The sequence below is a fragment of the Aquimarina intermedia genome, from assembly GCF_008124785.1.
GTDB lineage: Bacteria > Bacteroidota > Bacteroidia > Flavobacteriales > Flavobacteriaceae > Aquimarina > Aquimarina intermedia.
On sequence record NZ_VNHU01000012.1, the window covers coordinates 62,873 to 88,028 of the forward strand.

The 25,156-nt window shown below is 35.4% G+C and carries 20 protein-coding genes; 2 read left to right on the forward strand and 18 right to left on the reverse strand.

The features are described 5' to 3' along the window. Positions 1-11: 11 nt before the first annotated feature. Both BD809_RS14450 and mazG read left to right on the forward strand, forming a co-directional pair. A complete protein-coding gene (locus tag BD809_RS14450) occupies positions 12-956 on the forward strand; it encodes an NAD(P)H-dependent flavin oxidoreductase (protein WP_148783692.1) in 945 nt (314 codons plus the stop codon). Between the two features lie 7 nt (positions 957-963). Further along, on the forward strand, positions 964-1,737 hold the full coding sequence (gene mazG, locus BD809_RS14455) for a nucleoside triphosphate pyrophosphohydrolase (RefSeq protein ID WP_148783693.1): 774 nt from the start codon (positions 964-966) through the stop codon (positions 1,735-1,737). Here mazG and BD809_RS14460 read toward each other — a convergent pair whose 3' ends face one another. The 18 genes from BD809_RS14460 to thrS form a co-directional block, all read right to left on the reverse strand. Continuing rightward, positions 1,738-2,364, reverse strand: coding sequence for a class I SAM-dependent methyltransferase (locus BD809_RS14460; RefSeq protein WP_148783694.1), 627 nt, complete (start codon positions 2,362-2,364; stop codon positions 1,738-1,740). A 62-nt stretch (positions 2,365-2,426) separates the two neighbouring features. Then, on the reverse strand, positions 2,427-4,418 hold the full coding sequence (locus tag BD809_RS14465; protein WP_148783695.1) for a DUF349 domain-containing protein: 1,992 nt from the start codon (positions 4,416-4,418) through the stop codon (positions 2,427-2,429). 129 nt (positions 4,419-4,547) lie between these two features. After that, complete coding sequence (locus tag BD809_RS14470) at positions 4,548-5,282, reverse strand: shikimate dehydrogenase family protein (protein ID WP_148783696.1); 735 nt, start codon at positions 5,280-5,282, stop codon at positions 4,548-4,550. Positions 5,283-5,286: 4 nt separating this feature from the next. Then, positions 5,287-6,309, reverse strand: a complete 1,023-nt coding sequence (locus BD809_RS14475; protein WP_148783697.1) for a DUF368 domain-containing protein — start codon at positions 6,307-6,309, stop codon at positions 5,287-5,289. Positions 6,310-6,312: 3 nt separating this feature from the next. Then, positions 6,313-7,278: a DUF368 domain-containing protein gene (locus BD809_RS14480; RefSeq protein ID WP_148783698.1), complete on the reverse strand. Its 966-nt coding sequence runs from the start codon at positions 7,276-7,278 to the stop codon at positions 6,313-6,315. A gap of 155 nt (positions 7,279-7,433) precedes the next feature. Then, the gene (locus BD809_RS14485) at positions 7,434-8,831 is read right to left on the reverse strand and encodes a tetratricopeptide repeat protein (protein ID WP_148783699.1); all 1,398 of its coding nucleotides are present in this window, start codon (positions 8,829-8,831) and stop codon (positions 7,434-7,436) included. A gap of 317 nt (positions 8,832-9,148) precedes the next feature. Continuing rightward, on the reverse strand, positions 9,149-10,345 hold the full coding sequence (locus tag BD809_RS14490; protein WP_148783700.1) for an aspartate aminotransferase family protein: 1,197 nt from the start codon (positions 10,343-10,345) through the stop codon (positions 9,149-9,151). 50 nt (positions 10,346-10,395) lie between these two features. Beyond that, positions 10,396-12,225 (reverse strand): OstA-like protein, encoded by a 1,830-nt coding sequence (locus tag BD809_RS14495; protein ID WP_148783701.1) that lies wholly within the window; start codon positions 12,223-12,225, stop codon positions 10,396-10,398. 130 nt (positions 12,226-12,355) lie between these two features. Beyond that, entirely contained in the window at positions 12,356-13,627 is a 1,272-nt protein-coding gene (locus BD809_RS14500; protein WP_148783702.1) for an adenylosuccinate synthase, read from the reverse strand. A gap of 7 nt (positions 13,628-13,634) precedes the next feature. Next, positions 13,635-14,093 carry a Fur family transcriptional regulator gene (locus BD809_RS14505; protein WP_148783703.1) on the reverse strand — a complete coding sequence of 153 codons (459 nt, stop codon included), beginning with the start codon at positions 14,091-14,093 and terminating at the stop codon, positions 13,635-13,637. 29 nt (positions 14,094-14,122) lie between these two features. After that, positions 14,123-16,327: a RelA/SpoT family protein gene (locus BD809_RS14510; RefSeq protein WP_148783704.1), complete on the reverse strand. Its 2,205-nt coding sequence runs from the start codon at positions 16,325-16,327 to the stop codon at positions 14,123-14,125. Between the two features lie 170 nt (positions 16,328-16,497). Next, the gene (locus BD809_RS14515; protein WP_148783705.1) at positions 16,498-17,736 is read right to left on the reverse strand and encodes a M48 family metallopeptidase; all 1,239 of its coding nucleotides are present in this window, start codon (positions 17,734-17,736) and stop codon (positions 16,498-16,500) included. Positions 17,737-17,790: 54 nt separating this feature from the next. Then, complete coding sequence (locus tag BD809_RS14520; protein ID WP_148783706.1) at positions 17,791-18,594, reverse strand: TrmH family RNA methyltransferase; 804 nt, start codon at positions 18,592-18,594, stop codon at positions 17,791-17,793. Between the two features lie 32 nt (positions 18,595-18,626). Then, complete coding sequence (locus BD809_RS14525; RefSeq protein WP_148783707.1) at positions 18,627-21,425, reverse strand: PAS domain-containing hybrid sensor histidine kinase/response regulator; 2,799 nt, start codon at positions 21,423-21,425, stop codon at positions 18,627-18,629. 274 nt (positions 21,426-21,699) lie between these two features. Beyond that, positions 21,700-22,044, reverse strand: a complete 345-nt coding sequence (gene rplT / locus BD809_RS14530) for a 50S ribosomal protein L20 (RefSeq protein WP_148783708.1) — start codon at positions 22,042-22,044, stop codon at positions 21,700-21,702. A 110-nt stretch (positions 22,045-22,154) separates the two neighbouring features. Further along, complete coding sequence (rpmI, locus tag BD809_RS14535; RefSeq protein ID WP_148783709.1) at positions 22,155-22,352, reverse strand: 50S ribosomal protein L35; 198 nt, start codon at positions 22,350-22,352, stop codon at positions 22,155-22,157. A gap of 63 nt (positions 22,353-22,415) precedes the next feature. Beyond that, the gene (gene infC / locus BD809_RS14540; protein ID WP_148783710.1) at positions 22,416-22,967 is read right to left on the reverse strand and encodes a translation initiation factor IF-3; all 552 of its coding nucleotides are present in this window, start codon (positions 22,965-22,967) and stop codon (positions 22,416-22,418) included. A gap of 37 nt (positions 22,968-23,004) precedes the next feature. Continuing rightward, on the reverse strand, positions 23,005-24,951 hold the full coding sequence (thrS, locus tag BD809_RS14545) for a threonine--tRNA ligase (protein WP_148783711.1): 1,947 nt from the start codon (positions 24,949-24,951) through the stop codon (positions 23,005-23,007). Positions 24,952-25,156 lie beyond the last annotated feature (205 nt).

Genomic DNA, 25,156 nt, shown 5'->3' on the forward strand with positions numbered 1-25,156 from the left:
AATTAAAGTCTATGCAAACGATAAAAGAACTCTTCCATATAAAGTATCCAATAATCCAAGGCGGAATGATCTGGGCCAGCGGGTGGCGATTAGCCAGTGCAGTTAGTAATGCCGGTGGATTGGGATTAATAGGAGCAGGTTCTATGTATCCTGATGTTCTTAGAGAACATATTCAAAAATGTAAGCAGGCTACAGAGAATCCTTTTGGGGTTAATGTTCCTATGCTATATCCAAATTTGGAAGAAATACTTCAGATTATAATCGAAGAAGGAGTTAAGATCGTTTTTACATCCGCAGGTAATCCAAAAACCTATACGCAATTTTTAAAAGAAAAGGGGATTACAGTGGTCCACGTGGTAAGTAGCTTAAAATTTGCGCTAAAAGCGCAAGATGCAGGAGTGGATGCTGTAGTGGCTGAAGGATTTGAAGCAGGTGGACATAATGGACGCGATGAAACTACCACCTTAGCACTTATACCAATGGTAAAAGAAAAAATAAGTATTCCCTTAATTTCTGCCGGAGGGATTGCCACAGGGGCAGCAATGTTTGCTGTTATGGCTTTGGGAGCTAATGGGGTTCAAGTAGGAAGTCGTTTTGTTGCCAGTGAAGAAGCATCTTCTCATCCTATATTTAAACAACGTGTGGTTGAAGCCAAAGAAGGTGATACCCAACTTACATTGAAAGAATTAGCACCTGTTAGATTATTAAAAAATAAATTCTATGAAGACGTGAATGCATTATATAGCAAGGGGACTACGATAGAAGAACTTCAAACATTACTTGGACGAGCAAGAGCCAAAAAAGGAATGTTTGAAGGGGATATGGAAGAAGGAGAATTAGAAATTGGTCAGGTTTCGGGATTAATTCATGACATTAAACCTGCAGCAGTGATTGTAGATCAAATGATTAGTGAGTTCAAAGCTGCACAACAAATAATGCAAAACGTTCAGTTATAAAAAGTGTATGAATTCAAGATCCGAACAACTCAAGTCCATTGATAAGCTATTAACTGTCATGGATGAACTGCGGGAGCAATGTCCGTGGGATAAGAAGCAAACCTTGCAAAGCTTACGACATCTTACTATCGAGGAGACCTACGAATTGGGAGATGCCATACTGGATAATGATCTGGAGGAAGTCAAGAATGAATTAGGTGATCTTTTACTCCATATAATTTTTTATGCTAAAATAGGAAGTGAAACTAATGCTTTTGATATTGCAGATGTAGCAAATAGCATTCGTAAAAAGCTAATTCATCGTCATCCCCATATTTATGGAGATGTCGAAGTCGCAAATGAAGAAGACGTTAAGCGTAATTGGGAAAACCTAAAATTAAAAGAAGGAAAAAAGAGCGTTCTTGAAGGGGTGCCAAAGTCCTTACCGGCGCTAGTTAAAGCCGGTCGTATACAAGATAAGGTGGCAGGAGTTGGATTTGACTGGGAAGAGCCCCAACAGGTTTTTGAAAAAGTAAAAGAAGAGCTCAATGAACTTCAACAAGAGGTTTCAGAGAATAATGTTGACAAGATGGAAGCTGAGTTTGGGGATGTTTTGTTCTCCATGATTAATTATGCGAGATTTTTAAAAATCAACCCCGAAGATGCACTGGAGCGTACTAATAAAAAATTTATCAAACGCTTTCAATACCTTGAGCAGAAAGCAAAAAAACTCAATAAATCTCTGGATCAAATGACATTGGCAGAGATGGATGTTTTTTGGGAAGAAGCTAAGAAACTATAGTTATTTCTCAAAAACAACAAATTCTTTTTCTATACATACACTTGAAAAGTTATAAGCTTGCTTAATATATTTTATTGTGTCTTTGCTATAAAAAAAGACGTGAGTGCTATCATTTTTATACCACCAGTTTTTAAAATCTATAGAGGGAAGAAAGAGATTAGTTTTACAATACAATTTCCCTTCAGGTTTTAAAAGTGTATGCAACAAAGAAAATTCTTGTTTAGGGCTATAGAAATGTTCAATAACTTCGCAGCAAAATATAAAATCATAAGTCTGTTCAAAAACACTATAGTCCTGAGCAAAAAAAGGATCATATTTTTCTATATCGTATCCGGCTGTTAGAAGTAGCTCAGCTATCACTGGACCTGTACCGCAACCAAAATCGAGTCCTATATCATTTTCAGAATGTTTTTTTTTAATTGCATCTACTAATGGCATTACAAATTTTTGATAACCTGTATCGTTAATATCGTTCTTATGTAACGTATAACGGTTCTCTTCTTTTTCGGGTGATAACCGTTGTTGTGTGGCTAACTGAACACCATCGCACATCGTGCAACGATAATAATCACGTGAGGAGATAACGCAAAAATGTACTGTTTGACCGTCACAGAGTGTGCATTGCATGCATATCGGGATTGGGTTATAAAAAACGCCCAATTACAGAAAGTAGTTGGGCGGTTAGCAGTTTATAACTGTTTGATTTTTTTTAATTTTGATTTCCAGACCTCTAATGTTTCATGATGTTTTGTAATGTTCTTTTTAACATCGATAACCATAGGATTATCATCCTCGGTATGCTTAAAGAATTGTAAATTATTTTCAAGTTGTCTGATTTCGCCGCGAACGTCATCAATCTTTTTGCGAATGAAGCTTTGTTCTTGCGCAAGACCGCGATCATCATTTTGACTAGCCAGCGCATTTAACTTGTTCTCATATTTGATGAGTTCTGTCTCCTTTTTAGTCAAATTAAGTTGTTCAAAATGTCCATCCAACACTTTATTATAGTCAGCTTCAATTTGTTTCTTATTGTATGGAACTCTTCCCAAAGATTTCCACTCTTCAATATGTTGCTTTATGGTTTTGAGATCATCTGCTACGGTTCCTGATAATTTTAGCTTTTTGAGGTTTTCTAGCTTAGCTTTCTTAGCCTCGTAGTTTTCTTCCTCTTCTTTATTCGCCTCTTTACGTTGTGCATTTATTCTATCAAAGTAAAAATTGCAGGCATTTTTAAAACGTTTCCAGATACGGTCACTATCTTTTCTAGGAACATGACCTATTTTTTTCCAGTCCGTCTGAATCTTTTTCATAAGAGGAGTTGTAGCCTGAAAGTCCTCACTATCTTTATTGTCCTCGGCAATTTTGATCAATTCCATTTTCTTTTTGAGATTATCGAATTGATCTTTTTTGAGATTTTTATAGAACGCATTTTTATCTCTATTAAACGCTCTGACTGCTGACTTAAATGCATCCCAAGTCGCTTCATTAACATTCGCAGGAACTTTGCCTGCTTTAAAAAAGGCGTCCCGTAATGCTTTGATTTCTTTGATTTTTGTTTGCCATCCCGAATGGTTGGAAGGCGTATCGCTTGCTACTTGTTGTATTTTTTCAATAATACCGTGTTTCTCTTCAAGATTCTTCTCGTAGACTTTATCGATTTCCTTGAAATAACGTTGTCTGTTTTCGTGAATTTGCTTGGTAAGCTCACTAAACTTTTCCCAAATAGGTTCGCGATATTGTTTTTCTACCGGACCCAAATCTTCTTTCCACATTTTATGGAGGAGTTGTAACTCTCTAAACGAACGATTAATATCAGTTTCCTGTGCAAGTTCTGTAGCTCTTTCAATAATTTTCAATTTTTGCTCCAGATTGTGCTTAAAATCTAAGTCACGAAATTCGCGGTTAAGATGTAAAAAATCGTAAAAGTTTTCAGTGTGGTGATGATAGGTGTTCCAGATGGTGTTATATTCATCTCTGGGTATTGGTCCCGCATTACGCCATTTTTCCTGAATTTCTTTAAAGTGATTGTAAGTGGTATTTATATTCTCATCAACATTAATAAGACCTTTTAATTCTTCAATGATTTCAAGACGTTTATTGAGATTGGATTGTAGATCCTTTTTAAGATTCTGATAATAAGCATTTCTCTTTTCCTTATAGTCAAAATAAACCGAGTTGAATTCTTTCTTTAGTGGAGTAGAGTAATAGAAGTCTATAAGGTCACCTCCTTCAGCTAAAAATTCGTCTTTTTTATGATCTGATTCTTCATTGAATTTCGCATCAAATTCTGCCTTAATTTCATCTACATGCTCTTTGATGGCTTGTATTTTTTCGGTCTTAACCAATGATTTGAGTTCGTTGATTAATTCTTCCTTACTCATGGCGTGATAATCCTTCTTTTCAATAGAATGTCGCTCGAGAGTTGTCTCGTCCTCACTATCTTCTGCTACGGCATCATCCATCTCATTTTGTATATTCGTATCATCTTTTTGCGCTAATGCTTGAGATGATTCTGGTTGGGAAGTTGTCTGTTCGTCAGATGTTGTTTGACTATCTGATACAGTGATATCATCGTCATTCGATGAAGACGCGGGTGTTGCATCAGTGGTGGCAACGATCTCTTTGGTAGTCTTCTCTTCTTTAGTTCCATCTGTCTTAGACAGGTTGTCGTGTGTCGGCATTGTATATTTTTTTATGTATCAGTGCGTAAAGCATCACTAAGATACTAACATCTACTAAAAACTCAAAGGATTTATGGGCATTTGAGTAATTACGCTAGTAATTTAGAATTGAAATTGAAGGGTATTCGTTTATGAATTCCAGATTTCCCAAGATTTTTCTGCCTGAAGTATAAGCATTTTTTTTCCGTTAATTACCGTCGCTCCTTTCTGTATTCCATGTTTCAAAAAAGTGGTTCGTTCGGGATTGTAGATTAAATCATAAAGAATATGATTAGCGGTCAAGTGTGCATAAGGCAAGTTTGGTGCAGCTTGTATATTTGGGGATGTCCCAAGAGGTGTGGTATTGATAAGAAGTTTATGTCTTTGGAGTGTCTCCTCATCGATATCATTATACGAAAGTTGATTTTTTGAAGGATTTCGGGATACCACAGTATACGAAATGGTGAGTGTGTCTAAAGCGTACTTAACAGCTTTTGAAGCCCCGCCGGTACCCAAAATTATAGCACTCAAAGTGTTGCCGGGATGGAGGTGCGGAGTTAAAGAATTTAAAAATCCGTAATGATCACTATTGTATCCTCTGGTTTTCCCTTCTTTGGTTATTTTAACCACATTAACTGCCCCTATGGCTTTGGCTATAGGATCAATTTGGTCTAAGTACGGTATAATTGCTTCTTTGTAGGGAATGGTTACATTAAATCCGCTGATATTCTTAATTGTCAGAAGTTGAGGAACGTTATCAATGTTGGGAATATCAAAATTATCATATTGAAATGGTAGTTTTTCCTGATTAAACTTTTCTGAAAAATATTTTCTGGAAAATGAATACCCAATATTTTTACCAATAAGGCCAAAGATCTTTGCCATAATATTAACGATGTTGTAATGTCTTTTTGCCGTACCATTCTAGCCATAAAACCAATCCGATCCCTAAAAATATAAAGACCAAACCAATATATGTTTCTACAGAATACAGATCCGGAAGATAGCGATCATAATTATCTAAAATAGGATTACCATTTCCATCTGTGAGAATTTTACCCAAATCGTCACGTTTGAAGACTTTATTCTTCCATGGCCATACAACTCCCAACGATCCGGTTATAAATCCAATTATTACGGCAAAAGTAGCGTTTTTATAATGCTTCAGAACGTAGCCTAACCCATGGGAGAGCGTTACCAGACCTGTTATAGAACCCAAACTAAAAACAACAAGTACTTTTAGAAGGCGAATACGTGCGGTATCATATAGAAAAGAAAAATCCCATTGTACGATGTCGGCAATAGTATCATAAAGGGCGTTTACAGAATCCACAAGTAATAGGACATAATTACCAAGTAATATTAAAATAAAGGACCCGGATAGGCCAGGCAACGTCATCCCGGAAACGCCAATTATACCACAAAAAAACACGAACCAAAGATTGTCATTTTCCCGTGCAGGTTCCAACAAGCTAATAGCTATACCTGCCATAATTCCAACTAGAATCAGAAATATGTTACGACGACTCCATTCATTAAAATCCTTGAGTATATAGTAAATCGAGCCTATGATCATTCCAAAAAATGAAGACCACACAAAGAGTTCGTAATGAACGATAAGGTAATCGAGAATTTTTGAAACACTAAAATAACTGATTAGCATTCCTAATACCAACAATCCTAAAAAGCGACCATTGATATATCTCCAAAAACTTTTAAATCTAAAATTGACGAATAGTTTAAACGCTTTGAAATTTACTTTTTGTAAGGAGTAAATAAATTCTTCATAAAATCCTGCCACAAAAGCAACCACGCCTCCGGATACTCCCGGAACCTTGTTAGCGGCACCCATGGCTAGTCCTTTGATGACCAAAAAAAACTTATCGCTAAAAGTTCGTGTACTTTGTTGCATTCGCTACACCTGTTTGTTATTAGCAACTTTTTCTAGTCCGAGAATCAACAAAAAACCAATAAGCATAAAACCAATAACCCATACGATATGGGCTTCACCATTAAATTGCAGCGGACTAATACTTTTTTCGACAAGAGGTACCGATAGACCTTCAGAATTTTCACGCCAAGAAATAACCTTTTTCCACGGCCACAATTTATTAAGTGAGCCAATCATAAAGCCTGTTAGAATGGCTAATGTGATATTTTTATGATGAGTGAACATCCAGTTGAGCATTTTTGAAAATATTTTAAGCCCCGCTATAGCACCTATTGCAATGATCCCTAATCGTGAAAACGCACTCCACAACAATTCTCCATCCAACGAGGTGAGTCCCTTTCTTAATTCATTTAAAATGTCTATAAAAGTTTGATATGCTCCTAGAATCAATAAGATAAAGGCACCCGAAACCCCAGGGAGTATCATTGCTATGATAGCAATAAAACCACAAAAGAGTAAATACCAGTTATTATCAGGTGAAGCCATAGGCTCTGCCAATGTGATTAGATAAGAACCCACAGCAGCCACAATTAGACTGGCAATGGTAACTATTTGCCATCTTGAGATTTGTTTACCTATATAGAAAATACTCGCTAGGACCAATCCAAAAAAGAAAGCCCATAAAAAAAGAGGTTCATTTACCATCAACCATTTTATAACCTTGGCCAACGATAGAATGCTTATTGCAATTCCAATAAACAAAGCAGTAAGAAAGGAAAGGTTGTAATGTTTCCAAGAACTGGATAAGCCTTCTTGTTTCCATAATTTGAAGAAGCCGTAATCGAGATTACTTATGGTACCGATCAATTCTTCATAGATACCCGAAATGAATGCAATGGTACCTCCTGAAACCCCGGGAACTACATCTGCTGCACCCATTGCAATTCCTTTTAATGAAATAACTACATAGTCCTTGAGACTTCTACGCATTCTTGTTTGTTTTTAAGGTAAATCCAAACAAATGTATGTATTTTTTGATGGAAATCTAGAGCTGAATGGTACTAAATTGGAAAGTTTGAAGAAATAAAAGAGGTAGTCTCAAGACGTTGTCTTCAGACTACCTTTGCAATAGTATTTTTAGTAATTTAGATATGCTCGTATTCTGCGATAATCCTTTTAACTAAAGGGAGTTCATATATTTTATCATATAATTCTTCTAGAACAATATGATATTCATAATCAAGATCCAGACCTTCCCGTAAATGTTTTTCACCACTTTCAAAATCCTGATTTTCAAAAAACAAACCTGCAATTCGATAATGAACTTCTGCATTTTCAGGATAAAATTCGATAGCCTGTTTCAAATTTTGAACAGCAGCTTCAGATTCGCCAAGGAAACGTAAAATATCAGAACGATTTAACCAGGTTTCTAATTCATAATTTCCTAGTTCCAGTGCTTTTCTAAAACCATTTTCTGCTTCTTCAAAAAAACCAAGTCTGTTATTAATCTTGGCGTACCGTTTCCAGTATAATACATTTTCACTATCAATATGAATAGCCTTATTGATATAATATAAAGCTTTCTGATAGTTTTTCTTACGCGTATAAAAATCGGTAATAGCAATCCATCCTTTATCCAATAAGGGATCCTCATGTACAGTTTGAGAAAAATGCTGAATGGCTAACTCTTCATTACCCAATTTTTCAAAGCATGTACCAATGCGAAGTAGTGCAAAGGATGTGGGGTCATCAAGCTCTAAAGTGATTCGGTAATTCTCTATAGCTTCGTTATAGCGTTTTAGCTTCTCTAATACCTTTCCTTTTTCAAGGTAAGCACCGATAAAGTATTCATCGCTTATGATAGCAAATTCGAATGCAGCCAATGCTTTCTCAAATTCTTTTAGATCATAATATTGCTTACCAACCTGATGCCAGGCAACTTCACAATATGGATTTTTATCTAAAAAGTTATTTAAGAACTCAATAGCTTCAGTGTGTTGATCCAAGAAATCAAAACAATAAATAATGTTGTACAGAGCAGAATAATCTTCGTCGTCATTATTTAAGCACTGCATGAAATTTAATTTCGCATTCTCAAAATCGTCTAAGAATAAATACTCCATACCCAGGAGGGAATAGATATCCGCAGTCTCATCAGTAAACTCAAGTGCCTTAAGCAGCAATGAGATTGCTTTTTTATGTTTATTCTGTTTTGATAAAATATTTGCTTTCTGAATATAAATTTCTTCATTTTCAGGTTCAATGGCATGTAATTGTGCTAAGAGTATGTCAGCTTTATCTAAGCGGTCTTCAAACACCAACACTTCAACCTGTAACAATTTTAGATTTACCGATGATGGATGTTGTGCGAGCCCTAGAGAAATCGCTTTTTTAGCTTTAGCAATTTTACCGTTTTCAAGGTAATGATGAATGATAGATTCAAATTCATCTGAGTCAAAAAACTTGAGATCGTTGGATCTCAACATTGATTCGTATCGCGTTATAGAGAAATTATCTTCTTCTTCTTCGTGGTTAAATTTCATACACATATAATATTGTGCCTGATTTAGGATGATCGCGATATAATATAGTATTTTCTAAGTATATCATCTTGTGTGATATATGAAGATACGCTTTTTTATTTCGCTCTCAAAAATAAATTTAAGCATTACTAATTTCTACCCAAATAAATGTACAAATGTATTTGTCTCTATGAAGCGTAAAAATTAATTGTTTTTAACAAACTAATTAACAAAAGCTATACCATAAATAACTGTAAAAGTTTACCAAAAAAGCAGCTGCAAAGATACGTGTAATTAAGTTGAATAAATTGAAGTTGGCAAGTAGTATTTTTTAATATTTAAAGGCTTTCCGTTTCGCTGTAAATTAAATCCATAACGCGCAAAATTTGCTTACAACCTATTTCAATTTCTTCGTTGGAGATAGTGAGCGGGGGGGTTACGCGAATAGCGGCTGGTTTAAAAAGTAACCAGAACAAAAGTAGCCCTTCATCTTTGCATTTCAGGATAACCTGGTTTGCAATTTCTGCCGTAGGGGTTAGGATGGCCAACATCAACCCAATACCTCTGATTTCTTTAATCAAGGGGTGTTTTAAGAGGGAACGAAATAATTTTTCCTTTTCCAAAGTAGCTGACATTAAGTCACTCTCTGTTATTTCTTTTAGGGTGGCTAAGGCTGCTGCTGCAATTACCGGATTTCCGCCAAATGTAGTAATATGACCTAATTTTGGACGATCCTGTAGCGTGCTCATATGCTCATTAGAAGCTGTAAAGGCTCCTATAGGAAGACCACCTCCCATACCTTTACCCATTACCAGAATGTCTGGAATTATACCATAATGTTCAAAACCAAATAATTTACCGGTTCTGCCAAACCCGGGTTGAATTTCATCTAAAATTAGCAAAGCTCCCACTGCTTCACAACGTTGTTTTACTTTTTTAAGGTATTCATGATGTGGTACAATAAAACCGGCGCCTCCTTGTATTGTTTCCAGGATAACACCAGCTGTACGTTCCGTAATGCGGTTAATGTCATCATAATTATTAAAGCTAATTGAAGATACGTCGGGAAGTAAGGGTCTAAACGCTTGCTTGCGTTCTTCAAACCCCATGACGCTCATAGAACCCATAGTATTACCATGATATGCATTTTTTGCTGCAATAAGTTCGCTTCTACCGGTTACCCGTTTGGCTAGTTTTAGCGCTCCTTCTATCGCTTCGGTTCCGGAATTGGTTAAATATGTTTTTTCTAACGGATACGGTAGGTTAGCTGCGAGTAATTTGGCTAATTGAACCGGGGTTTCCTGTATAAACTCACCATACACCATCACATGCAGGTACCGATCTAATTGCTCTTTAATTGCATCAATTACTTTGGGATGCCTGTGTCCTAAACTGCAAGCAGAAACACCGGCAATAAAGTCAAGGTAAGACTTATCATCTGTCGTATAGATATAACTCCCTTCTGCATGAGAAATCTCCAAAGCGAGTGGGTGGGGAGTGGTTTGAGCTTGATATGTAAAAAAGTCTTTTTTCACAGGCAGTTTTTTCTGACTTAAAATAAATTGAGAAAGCAGATTAGAGCCAATTAGTTATCTTTTTTCTTACGCAATCCTTTTTTTGTAACCTTTAAAGTATCAGACAACGTTTTCTTTTCCAATATAGGAGAAACCAATGTGTCTTTTGTATTTATACTGTTTAGCACCTTATCGGAAATTGTATCATTGAGTTGCTCATTCGTATCTTTTAGCTCGGCATCTTCCAAGGTCTGTTTCATCATCCTGGAGTTCTCTGATTTGTTTTCTTCTAATCGTTGTACAGTTTTTTCATCAAAGAATGCGTCATCCTCTTCGGGTAATGGAATTCCTTTTATTTTTATAAGCTTAGGAGGACTTTCTCCTCTAAAAAGATCTTGTTTACTAGTTATTTGTTCTTCGCCTCTCCAATTCAAACCGGATAATTGTCGAGCATTTTCTGGCAAATCAATTTCGCGATACAACGTTCCATCTACATTCTGAAAGTAAAATACATCTTCAATATCCTGATTAGCGAACATTAACCGTATGGAGCTGGATAATACTTTATTTATTCCTATAAGCTTAAGAGCACCCTCACTTTCTCTTTGGAAAAAAATGGTTTCGGTGTTTTTATCAATATCCACTTGGTACAATTCATTGTCTTTAAAAAGACCATAAAGAATTTGCCCCTTTACCTGATTGTATCCTGCCTTTAAAGTATCTTCTTGTGCTAAAAAAGAGTTCGGAAAAACCACTAAAGAATCTAACTTCTCAGTTTTAGTATTTGATATAAGCGTAATTGTGTCACCTGTCATTTGGTTTTTTTGAGACCAAATAATAGGGTTTCCTAACATTTTAGTATAACCGGTTGTTTGATCCACATTGATAGAATCGCTTTTGCCACTCATGTTCTTTTTGTAAATACGGACATCATAAAACCCCGTCATAATTCTTTTTTCGGGTTTACCGGTAACCATGAGCGTGTCACTATGGATGTATATCGAATCTTTTTCTTGCAAGGTAGCAGCCAAAGCACGTTTTGTTATGAATACAGAATCCCGAGCTTTGAATACCTCTGCATAATGTCCGGTAATTACACTGTTGTTTGCAGTGTCTAGTACTTTAATGTTATTAGTAGCCGATGCAAACTGTTTAGGACTATCATAGAATATACTATCCCCAAATACGGTACGATTGTCATAATCTATTTTTGCATTTTTAATAGCATACCCGATTTTTGCTTTAGTATCGTAAAATCCTCGTTCACAATAAAGCTTACTTTCTTTTCCAAGCACGGTTGAAGGACCGTATAAATAAACATTTCCGGTTTCAGTATAATAATCTAAGCGATCAGAATTTATAGTGTTTTCTGGATTGACGACCTTAACATTTGTGTTAAACGAAAATTGTTTCCTATCCATAAAATAACGACCAATACGACTCGTTAGTGTGTTTGATGAATCCTTTACGGTACCACCACTACGGTAGTAGGCTTGTTGACGTATTCTATCAAAGAACAAGGTGTCTGTGGTTAGCGTATTGCTCGGGGTTTCCATAAATACATTATCTCGCGCATAAGCAAACTTTGTATTTCCATTATATTCAGCGTATTTACTGGTTACCTCTATAGTGTCTCCTTGCTTCATTATAACATTACCAATAGCTTTGACGAATTTTTCATCTCCATAGTGAATGGCCTGATCACACCAGATTTCTACTCCTTCGTGCTTCATATACACCTGATTATCTATTTTTAATAAAATAGTAGCTCCGGGATACTGTGTTTCATTCTTTATTGTACGATCCGATTGGATGTTAATCTTTTTGCCTTCTTTTTCTTGTCCGATTAGATGGGTGGAACAAAAAAGGAATAGAATTAAGTATAAATAGGTAGTTTTCAAATAGTCTAAATTAGAATACAAAATAACGAAATTTACTATTAAAGATGAGATTCTTTACATAAAAGAATCCTCAAGTACACAATAGAACTTGAGGATTGCTTATTTGTTGCATTATGTAAAACTTAATATGCTATCTATAAATTGTTTGTTTTCTGTCAGGTCCAACAGATACTATGCTTATAGGAGTTTCCAATTCTTTCTCTAAGAATTCAATATATGCAATCAATTCTTTGGGAAACTGATCTTTGCTTGTCATTTTAGTCAAATCTGCAGCCCATCCAGGTACTTCGGTATAAACCGGAGTAATATTTTCTGGCTCGATGTTATAAGGTAAGTGTGTGATGGTCTTACCTTTATATTGATATGCTGTACAGATCTTTAGGGATTTAAAACCACTAAGTACATCCCCTTTCATCATCATAAGCTGTGTAACACCATTCACCTGAACGGCATACTTGAGTGCTATAAGATCTAACCAGCCACATCGACGAGGTCTTCCTGTAGTTGCACCAAATTCATTACCAACACGGGCCATCCTCTCTCCATCTTCGTCAAAAAGTTCTGTTGGAAAAGGTCCGCTCCCTACACGGGTAGTATATGCTTTAAAAATACCAAAAACATCTTTAATTTTATTTGGTGCGATACCTAGTCCGGTACATGCACCTGCGGCAGTTGTATTGGACGAGGTTACAAAAGGATATGTTCCAAAATCAATATCTAGTAAAGATCCTTGCGCACCTTCGGCCAAAATTGTTTTTCCTTCACGTTGTGCTGCGTGCAGATATTCTTCACTGTCAATAAAAGTCAAGGACTTTAAGACTTCTAATGCTGCAAAAAATTCTTGCTCTAATTCTTCTAGGTCGTATTCTATTTTTGAATCGTAAAAATCAATCATAGCTTCATGCTTATCGGCAAGATTTCTATATCGATCTTTAAAATCTTTAAGTTCTAAGTCACCTACACGAATCCCATTACGACCAGTTTTGTCCATATAAGTTGGGCCTATACCCTTGAGAGTCGAACCAATTTTAGCTTTTCCTTTTGAAGCCTCTGAAGCAGCATCTAGGATACGATGTGTTGGTAAAATAAGGTGTGCCTTTCTGGAAATAAGAAGTTTGGTCTTGTAATCAATCGAAAATTTATCAAGATTTTCTAACTCTTTACGAAAAATCACAGGATCGATAACAACACCGTTACCTACAAGATTAATTGCTTTATCGTGAAAAATTCCGCTTGGGATTGTATGCAAGACATGTTTTATACCATCAAATTCCAAGGTATGACCTGCGTTAGGCCCTCCTTGAAATCTAGCTATAATATCATAATCTTTTGTAAGAACATCTACAATTTTTCCTTTACCTTCATCTCCCCATTGAAGACCCAGTAATAAATTTACCGCCATTCGTTTTTTAATTAGTTGGTTTCTTTTTAGTTCCGTAGAAATACAAGGAATGATTTGTAATATCTACATCAAAAATTTCTTCGATTGTTTTCTTTATAGATTGGATACGAGGATCGCAAAATTCTAATACTTCGCCACTGTCGGTAAGTATAAGATGATCATGTTGCCGGTCAAAATAAGATTTTTCGTACTGCGCTTGATTTTGACCAAACTGATGCTTGCGTACTAATTTGCAGTCCAATAACAATTCAATGGTATTGTACAAAGTAGCACGACTCACTCGATAGTTTTTATTTTTCATTTTGATGTATAGTGATTCTATATCAAAATGCTCTTCACTCTCGTAAATCTCCTGAAGTATTGCGTAGCGTTCTGGTGTTTTACGGTGCCCTTTTTCTTCTAAAAAACTCGTAAACACGTTTTTGACAATATTCTGATCGCTTGCTGTAGTTGTTTTAGTGCTCATACGCTTAAAACGCAAAGTTACATTATTTTTTATTCTCTAACTACTTTATCAATACCACTTATTTTGGAAAGATTTTTTATAACAGATTTTAAAACGTCTTTATTTTTAACACCTACCGTAATTTTACCTGTAAAGACACCGTCGTTTGTATCAAAATGCATATTGTAAATGGCTAAATGCATATTGTTTGAAATAATTTGTGTCACATTATTTACCACTCCAATGTTATCTATTCCATTTAATTTGATAACAGCTTTAAATTCTTCCTGAGTTGAGTCTATCCATTTTGCGGACATAATACGGTAAGAATAATTACTCTGTAATTGCAACGCATTAGGGCAGTTTTTCTTATGAACTTTGATACCTTCATTTACCGTAATAAAACCAAAAACATCATCACCGGGAATAGGATTACAGCAATTTGCTAATTTATACTCTAACTTTTCGGCATCCTTGCCAAAAACTATAAGATCATACTTTTGTGTGATCTCATCCTTGTTGACATCACTGGGTGTGTTTCTTCGAATTTTATTCTTGATAAAATTCATAAACATATTACTCCGAGTAGTGGCAAAGTCTTTGATCTTTTGATTGTCGATGGTTCCAATGCCCACGCGATAAAAAAGATCTAAACTTGTTTTGAGTTTAAAGTATAAAACTAATTCATTTATAACCTTCTCGTTCAGTGTGATTTTCTGCGAACGTAATTTACGTTTCAGTATCGCTTTTCCGTCTTCGGCAATTTGTTTTTTCTCATCTCTTAAAGCTGATTTTATCTTGGACCGAGCACGGGCAGTGGTTGCATAGTCTAACCAGCTGGAGGAGGGTTTTGCATTATTAGATTTTATAATTTCTACTTGATCACCACTGTTTAGTTCGTGACTCAATGGAACTAGTTTGCCGTTCACACGAGCACCTCTGGTTTTTAATCCAATTTCTGTATGCACACTAAACCCAAAATCTAAAGCAGTTGCCCCTTTTGGAAGCGACTTTAAATCTCCTTCGGGGGTAAATACAAAAATCTCTTTTGCATACAAGTTAAGTTTGAATTCCTCTACAAAATCAACAGCATTAGTTTCAGAATTTTCAAGTGCTTCCTGTAAGCGATTCAGCCAGCCATCCAGACCTTGATCCTGTTGTTCTTCATTGTTTTTGTACTTGTAGTGAGCAGCATATCCTTTTTCAGCTATCTCATGCATACGCGCACTTCGAATCTGTACTTCTACCCATTTGCTGTCAGGTCCTATTACTGTAATATGAAGCGCCTCATAACCCGTTGATTTAGGTTGAGAAATCCAATCTCTTAGCCTAATAGGGTTTGGGCGATAGAAATCAGTAACCACCGTATAAATCTTCCAAGCAATGAACTTTTCATTTTCAAAATCTGATTTGTATACAATGCGAATCGCAAATTTATCGTAGACTTCGTCAAACGTAACATTTTGCTTGATCATCTTACGACGAATGGAGAAGATTGATTTTGGGCGTCCCTTAATTTCATAAGTAAGTCCTTCTCGATCTAATCCTTCGCTTATTTTATCAGAGAACCTTTTGATATAGGCATCTTGTTCTTCTTTACTATCTTTTATTTTTTCAAGAATATCCTTGTAAACCTCAGGTTCTGTATATTTTAAGCCTAAATCTTCAAGCTCTGTCTTGATGTTGTACAGACCTATCCTATGGGCTAAAGGAGCGTAAATATATAAGGTTTCGGATGCTATTTTAACCTGTTTGTCAGACCGCATGGCATCCATTGTTTGCATATTATGAAGGCGATCAGCAATCTTTATAATAATTACTCGCACATCATCATTAAGCGTAAGCAGCATTTTCCTGAAGTTCTCTGCCTGAAGTGAAATATCTCTATCGTGTTTCAAAGAAGATATCTTGGTTAATCCATCCACGATTCTCGCTACGGTTTCACCAAACATTTGCTCTATGTCAACCAGTGTATACTCTGTGTCTTCTACAACATCATGTAATAAAGCTGCTGCGATTGAGGTAGCATCCAATCCTATCTCACTAGCGACAATTTTGGCAACGGCGATAGGGTGAAAGATGTAGGCCTCTCCACTTTTACGACGTTGATCTTTATGAGCATCTACAGCTACATCAAAAGCCTGTCTAATAAGTAGTTTATCATCTTTGCTAAGATCTCGGTAACTAATGCGCAGCAGCTCTTTGTACTGCGTTGCAATTTTTTTATTTTCTTCTTCTATAGCGGCTTCCGTCATACCTCAAGATTTCTAATAAAGCCCATTTTAAGTAATTTGTGTGATTTTCCTTACAAAAAATACTAGGAGATGATGTGTCACAATCAATATTCCCCTCAATTTTTATCTGATAACCAGATACAGTTAAAAGTACAACTATCCCCGGTAACTACCAAGTATGATACTCCTCATTATTCTCTTAAATTCTTAATTCTTTGTAAAAGAGTTGGGTGTGAGTAATGTACAAAAACCGTTGCCGGATGTGGGGTGAGATTACTGAGATTGTTTTTTGAAAGTTTTTTTAGACTTGCAATAAGAAAATTTTTATTATAGGTTTTTTTTGCAAAATTATCGGCTTGATATTCAAATGTTCTCGATACGATATTCATTAATATTCCGGTAATTTCTGAAATGGGGCTAAATAATATTCCAAATGCAATTAATCCGATATGGAACGACGGAATGCTTATTCCAAATGCCTGTGCCAATATTGGGTTTTTAATAAATAAAGATAATAACCAAAAGGTGAACCCCGTTAATAATACTGATAAAATTAAGTTGATAATTATATGTCCTTTTTTATAATGCCCTACTTCGTGCGCTAAAACTGCAACAACTTCTTCAGTCGTTAAATCATATATCAGCGTATCGTACAGCGTAATCCTTTTTTCGGTTCCTAAGCCAGAAAAATATGCGTTTGCTTTGGTACTTCTTTTGGAACCGTCAATTACATAGATGTCTTTTAGTTTAAATCCAACGCTATTGGCGTATTGTTCTAATGAATCTCTAAGAACCCCGTCTTCAAGTGGTGTCTGATTGTTAAATAATGGAACAAAAAGTTTTGCATAGAACATATTCATCAGTATGGTGAAAAAGGCTATAAGTAACCAGGCATAGATCCAAAAATTTTCTTGTGTCAATTGATAGAACCATATAATAAGACTTAACAAACTTCCGCCGACAATAACTAACAAAAGCAAACTTTTAAATTTGTCTAGTAAAAAAGTTTTTTTAGTTGTGGTATTAAATTCAAATTTTTCTTCAATCACAAAAGTTCTGTAATAATCAAAAGGAAATGATAAGAGTTCGCTTGATAAAAGAAGGATGCCAATAAAAAGAAGTCCTTGAACAATGGAATTATCAGAAATACTACGTACTAAACTATCTAAATGAGCAAATCCATTCAAGTGAAGAAATGTAAGTAACAATAGAAGTGATAAAGTGGATGAAATTATTTTGAAACGATAATTGGCGCGTTTATAATCTATAGATTTTTGATGCTCTTCTTCTTTGTAAACATCATCGAGTTCAGAAGGAACAGGGTTATCATATTGTCTTGCATTTAAATAATCTAATAGGGTATCAATTATAAAAACAACAAGAATTATAAGAAGTATAAGATAATAGAATGTCGTGGGTGATAATGGCATAATGTAGGTGTATAGGTTTAAGAATAGGGACGGGAGAATATAGTAAATTTAGATTTAAAAACCACGTTGTCTTTTGGCTTCAAAAATTAATATCCCGGCAGCGACAGAAACATTCATCGAATCGATAACTCCACTCATTGGAATTACAATGTTTTGAGTTGTAGCAGCTAACCATTCATCAGTGAGCCCGGTGGCTTCAGTTCCCATCACTATGGCTGTGGGTTTTGTATAATCTTGATTATGGTAAGGTGCCGAGGCTTGTAGCGCCGCTCCATAGATATTGATATTGTTATTTTTCAAATATGATAGTATTTCTTGATTGGTGCCCGTAGCAATTTGAGTAGTAAAAATACAACCAACACTTGAGCGTATGATGTTAGGGTTATAAATATCTGATTTTGGATTAGCAATAAAAACTCCATCAACTTGAGCTGCATCTGCAGTTCGGAGAATAGCCCCAATATTACCTGGTTTTTCTGGAGCCTCGGCAACAAGGAAAAGCGGATTTTTTTTTGAAACCGAAAAATTTGAAATGTGGAGATCTTTACTTTGAGCTACAGCTAAAATTCCTTCGGTAGTATCGCGGTACGCTAATTTTTGAAAGACTTCTTTTGTAATCTCAATAAGCTCTATTGGAGCTGTATGATTCTTGGTAAGACTTTGTATCTCTTCGACAGTGATAATGTCGGTATAATAAAAAATTTGTTTGAGTAAATATCCTCCTTCTATGGCCAAATTAATTTCTCGTTGTCCTTCTATCAAAAAGGATTTTTCTTTTTTCCTCGCACGGGATTTTTCTTTTAGTAGCAGTAATGATTTGATTGTGCTGTTTTGCAAGCTTTGAATATATTTATGCATGACAACAAATATACTAAGAGAATCTCAATTAATTATTCTTCTTCCATGGTAGGTTTTAGGTAGAAAAGATATGCTTCAATTTCTTCTAAAATCAAGGGGTAAGTAGCATCAATCTTTCTTTGTAAAAATCTAATTTTCTCAATATTCCCCTCAATATTAACATCAATACTATTTTCTATTTCCTGAAGATAGCTGGCTTCTTCTTCTATTCCAAACAGCTTAAAACTTGATTTAATTTTGTGCGAATAAACTTTAATAAGTTTATGGTCTTCGCTGCCTATACTAAATTTTAAGGTCATATAATCCTTTGGAGTTTCTTTCAAAAATATTTGAATAATATCATGTATTGTTTGATAATCCCCATTAAAAGTTCGCTCTAAAGCTTCAAAATTGGAATACTTTTGTACGGTTACAGGTGAAAGCTTTTGAATCTTTTGACGTCGGTCAAGTAGAATTTTGTTTTTGTAATTCTGTTTATTAGGTTTTAAACTATACAAAATTTCTTTTAAAGCCTTTTCACTAATAGGCTTAGTTAGGTAAAAATCCATTCCTGCAGCAATCGCTCTTTTCTCGGCTTCAGGAAAAACATCGGCAGAGCATGCTATAATTGGAATTTTATTAAAATTCGTGTTTGATGATTTTCGAATAGCTCGTGTAGTTTCAGGACCATCCATGATTGGCATGTGCATGTCCATAAGAATTAAATCATAACGTTGCGCCTGTAGCTTTTCAATTGCAATTTTACCATTATCAACGATATCGGTTGTGATTTTCCAGTTGGCAAAAAGTTGTCGCATGAAAAATTGATTCATCTTGTTGTCTTCGACAATGAGAATCCTCATATCATCCAGACTTAGATTAGGCAATGCAACATGTACTGCGTTCTTTTCATCTACTAATTTAAGTTCACTTTTCTTGTACTTAATCGTGAATTCAAATTCTGAACCTTCTCCTAAAGCACTTTTGGCTTTCAAATCTCCTTTCTGAAGTTCAATTAATCTTTTAGAAATTGTCAGACCAAGACCAGTTCCTTCAATTTTGTTACTGTCAGGATTATAGGCTTGATAAAAACTTTTGAATATATTTTGGAGTTTATCTTTTCTTATGCCAATACCTGTGTCTAATACTTTAAAACGTAGAATTATAGATTTGTCTGATTCTTCGAGGCATCGTACCTCGATGGTAACAGTACCTTCCTTAGTGAATTTAATGGCATTACCGAGCAAATTGGTTAATATCTGACTCAATCGGTGTTGATCACCAATTATAAATTTTGGAACTGTAGGGTGTATGTTGAGTAAGAATTGCAATCCTTTCTCTTCAGCTTTGATTCTAAAACCACGAGAAATTTTATGAATTAGATCGTGAATATTAAAATTGGTTTTATGAATTGTAAGTTTGCCAGCTTCAATTTTGGAAAAATCTAAGATATCATTGACAAGAACCAAGAGGTTCTCAGCAGAAAATTGAATTCCGTCAAGATTTTTTCTATCAACTTCAGGAGTTTTAAAGTCACTTTGCTGTAATATTTTGGTTAATCCCAGGATTATATTTAGAGGTGTTCTTATCTCGTGACTCATATTAGAAAGAAACATAGATTTTGCAGACGCCGATTTTTCTGCGGCTATTTTTGCCTCTCTTATTTCTGTTTCAACCTTTTTTTTCTGGGTAATATCTCTAAAAAAGGCATTAAAAATAGGTCCGTTTTTAGTTTTTATAGCTATGAGAGTAAGCTCAACATGTACAGGAACTCCGTTTTTTCTATGTACTATAGTTTCAACTCGTTTGTTAATGAGTTGGTCGTAGCCCTTGTTTTTATAATTTTGAAAGCTGTTTTTTAATTCTTTTCTTAATTTATGAGGAACAAATAGATAAATGCTTTTACCCAGAGTTTCTTGTTTTTTTAATCCAAGTATGTGTTCTGCCATCTTGTTCCAAGTTAGGACTGTGGCATCACTGTCCAGTAAAATGATTCCATCCATTGCAGTTTCGAGTACAGTAGATTTGAGATGCTCACTATCCTTTAACTGTTCTTCAATTTTCTTCTTAGAAACAATTTCTTTGGTTAGTTGATCATTTATACTCTCAAGGCTGTATAATTGTTGATGCAACATTCTTAACATTTCCTGTTTGCTGGGAAAATGTATAAGATCTTCGGATAGAATTTCCTCTGGTATCACGTTTAGAATTGTGGTGAAAGTAGGGGATAGGTGATAGTACTGAAAGAATTTTTTATAAACCTGAAGGTATATAGTTAATGTAGTAGTAAGACCAACAAAATGCTTTAACGCGTCGAATATTTCATTTGACGCAGACAGTAGTTGTTTACGTATACTGATAAAATTTTGAATGGTCTCTTTATAATCAGAATTGAGATGAATGTACAGTTGATCAAAGTTAAGCATTTCTTCTCTGGTTAGAAGTTCGCTCATTTTATCCAGAATATCTAACAAGAAAACTCTGCACAGCTCATACTCCTGCTGTTTGGAGGGTAAGAATAATATAGAAATATGATGTTGTCTACTTAACATCGGATATCGATCGACGACCTGAGAACGCAGGGTGGTAATGAAACCAGCAGGATCAGTGTGATGTTTTTGATAAAATTTTTCAAAGGACAGATAAAGTTCAGGAAAGTTTGAAAGTTTATGTTCCATTTCTAAACGGCCAAAAGCTCTCACTTTATTTTTCAGATTTGATGATAGTGGGTTTAATGAGTTAGATAGTCTTGTTAAGTAATTGATTAACGCCGTAACTTCTTTCTCCAACGATGATTTCGGAGCAGAAGGTTGTCTTTTTTTAAGGATATTTTTAATCCAAGTAGGCGTCATCCATTGGTTGATTGAAAGGGTTAAGAGATAAAAGAGTTATAAGTTATACTTTAAACAATTTGATAATTGAAACTCGATTAAAAAAGCATACTTTAATTACGTGCTTTCCATACTTTTAATAAAAGTAGTAAAATAACTCACATAGCATAATTTTTTATAGACAAAATACATAATTTATCGACAAACAACACAAATAATTAACATTTAGGCAAAAAAAATCCGCCTTTATGGCGGATTTCTTATAAGTGAGAGTATTATTATTAATATAAAAAAATTACTTTACTTTATTTACAATCGCTTTAAAAGCTTCAGGATTGTTCATAGCTAAATCAGCTAGAACCTTACGGTTAAGCTCAATTCCATTAGCTTTAACTTTTCCCATAAATTGTGAATAAGACATACCGTACAAACGAGCACCCGCATTGATACGAGTGATCCATAATGCACGGAAAGTTCTTTTCTTATTTCTACGGTCTCTATACGAATATTGCATCGCTTTGTCAACCGCATTTTTTGCTACTGTCCAAACGTTCTTACGACGTCCAAAATAACCTTTTGCTTGCTTAAGAACTCTTTTTCTTCTAGCTCTCTTTGCAACTGAATTTACTGATCTTGGCATAATTTAATGTTTTAGTAGTTGGCGGATCCTATGATCACTTTGAGTATACTGTTGTACGAGTATACGCCTAACTCCTGGGTTTATAATAATTCAACCGAATTAAAGAATTCTTACTTTAAACGTAATTGTTCTTTAATATTATTCTCATCACTCTTGTGCACCAATGTTGTGTGCGTTAAAGCAAGTTTACGCTTTTTAGACTTTTTCGTTAGAATATGACTTTTAAAAGCATGCTTTCTTTTGATTTTACCAGTACCGGTAAGCTTAAATCGCTTTTTGGCGCTGGATTTCGTTTTCATCTTAGGCATTGTATCCTGGTTTTTATAATAATCTCACTTATTATTGTTACTTATTCTTTGAAAGAATAAGATCTATTTTGTTTTTTTTGGTGCGATAAACATAATCATACGTTTACCTTCCAATTTTGGCATCTGTTCAACTTTACCATATTCTTCTAGCTCCTGAGCTAACTTTAATAGCAAGATCTGTCCTTTATCTTTAAAGATGATAGAACGACCTTTAAAGAAAACATATGCTTTCAATTTGGCACCTTCACTAAGAAATTTTATCGCATGCTTTTTCTTGAACTCATAATCGTGCTCATCAGTATTAGGACCAAACCTAATTTCCTTAATGACTACCTTGGTAGTTTTAGCTTTGATGGCTTTATCTCGTTTTTTCTGCTCGTACAAGAATTTTTTATAATCCATGATTTTACAAACAGGAGGCTCCGCCTTAGGCGAAATCTCTACGAGATCTAATTCTTGTTCTTCAGCAAGCGCAAGTGCTTTTTTGATAGGGTAAACACCTACTTCGACATTCTCACCAACTAGACGCACTTCTTCAACACGAATTTTGTGGTTAATTCTGTGAGCGTCTTCTTTATTGACCCTTAGTGGTTTTTGGGATCTTCTTCTTCGTATTGCTATGACTTTAAGATTTTAGTTAAACTTATTTTATTTATCCGTTAAACGGTTTGAGCGTTTTTTTTATTTCTTCAGATATCATTTCAGAAAATTTAGTTACTGTTAATGCTCCTAAATCTTCACCTCCATGTTTTCTTACAGAAATAGTGCCATTCTCTTCTTCTTGCTCTCCTACAATAATAATATAAGGAGTTTTGTTCATTTCTGCTTCTCTGATCTTTTTACCGATCGTTTCATTTCTGTGATCTGTAAGGGCGCGAATTTCGTCATTTTCTAACAAATTTAAAACTTTTTCGGCGTATTTTTCATATTTCTCACTGATAGAGAGTATAATAGCTTGTTCGGGCATCAACCAAAGAGGGAAATTACCTGCAGTATGCTCTAAAAGTATAGCAATAAAACGTTCCATACTACCAAAAGGAGCACGATGAATCATTACCGGACGATGCATTTCATTATCACTACCTTTATAAGTAAGGTCAAAACGCTCAGGTAAATTGTAGTCTACCTGTATTGTTCCCAATTGCCAGCTTCTTCCTAAAGCATCCTTCACCATAAAGTCCAGTTTAGGGCCATAAAAGGCTGCTTCGCCTGTTTCAACGACATAGTCAAGACCTTTATCCTTGGCTGCATTGATAATTGCATTTTCTGCTTTCTCCCAGTTGTCAACGTCACCTATGTATTTATCCGGATTATCCAGATCTCTTACAGATACTTGTGCGGTAAAGTTTTCGAATCCTAACGATCCAAAGACATAAAGCACCAGGTCTATTACTTTTTTAAACTCCTCGTCAAGTTGATCCGGTGTACAAAATATATGAGCATCATCCTGCGTAAAACCTCTAACTCGTGTGAGACCGTGTAGTTCTCCACTTTGTTCATAACGATACACCGTTCCGAATTCGGCATAACGTTTGGGAAGATCTCTATAGGACCATGGCCCGCTATTGTAGATCTCACAATGGTGTGGGCAATTCATGGGTTTTAACAAAAACTCTTCTCCCTCTGCAGGTGTAGCAATTGGTTGAAAGCTGTCTTCACCATATTTTTCATAGTGCCCGGAGGTTACATATAATTCTTTTTGACCAATATGTGGCGTCACTACCATTTCATATCCGGCCTTTTTTTGTGCCTTCTTTAAAAATTGCTCTAAGCGCTCTCGTAGTGCAGCACCTTTAGGAAGCCACAATGGAAGTCCTTGGCCAACTTTTTGAGAAAAAGTAAAGAACTGTAGCTCTTTACCAAGTTTTCTATGATCCCTCTTTTTGGCTTCTTCGAGTAATTCCAGATATTCTTTTAATTCTTTCTGTTTAGGAAAAGATGTACCATAAACTCTGGTAAGTTGAGGATTGTTCTCATTACCTCGCCAATACGCTCCGGCAACACTCATTATCTTTACAGCCTTAATAAGACTTGTATTTGGGATATGTCCACCACGACACAGATCTGTAAAGGTGTCATGATCACAAAAAGTAATTGTACCATCTTCAAGATTTTCAATCAGCTCTACCTTATATTCATTACCCTCTGTACGATATTTGTCCAATGCTTCATCTTTGGATACAGATCGCATGGTAAAATCATGTTTACCACGAGCGATCTCCAACATCTTTTTTTCTATAGCCGGAAAATCTTTTTCAGAAATGGTTTCATCACCCAAATCCACATCGTAATAAAACCCGTCTTCAATTGCAGGACCTATAGAAAGTTTTACGCCCGGATAAAGCTCTTCAAGTGCTTGTGCCAGAACGTGAGAAGTGGAATGGCGAAAAGCCGTTTTGCCTTCAGCGTCTTTCCAGGTATATAAAACCAAATTGCCGTCGGTGGTAAGTTCGGTGGATGTTTCGATAGTGGTGTTGTTGAACTTGGCAGAAATAACGTTTCTGGCAAAACCTTCACTAATGTCTTTAGCAACCTCCATAGCAGTGATTCCGCTATCATATGCTCTAACCGAGCCGTCTGGCAATGTAATGTCTATCATGTAAATTTTATTAAAGCCACAAAGATAGCACGATAATAAAACTCATACAATAATATATAGGACAATAATAAGTATAAAGGTGTATTTCTTTTTATAGATTATTATTGATGGCCTCAATTCGGGCTATTAGTTACAATTCCTCGCTTGGAGCTGCGGGATTTCCACGCCTATCCCGGGTGCAGGAGGTTGAGTGAAGTAGAAGATT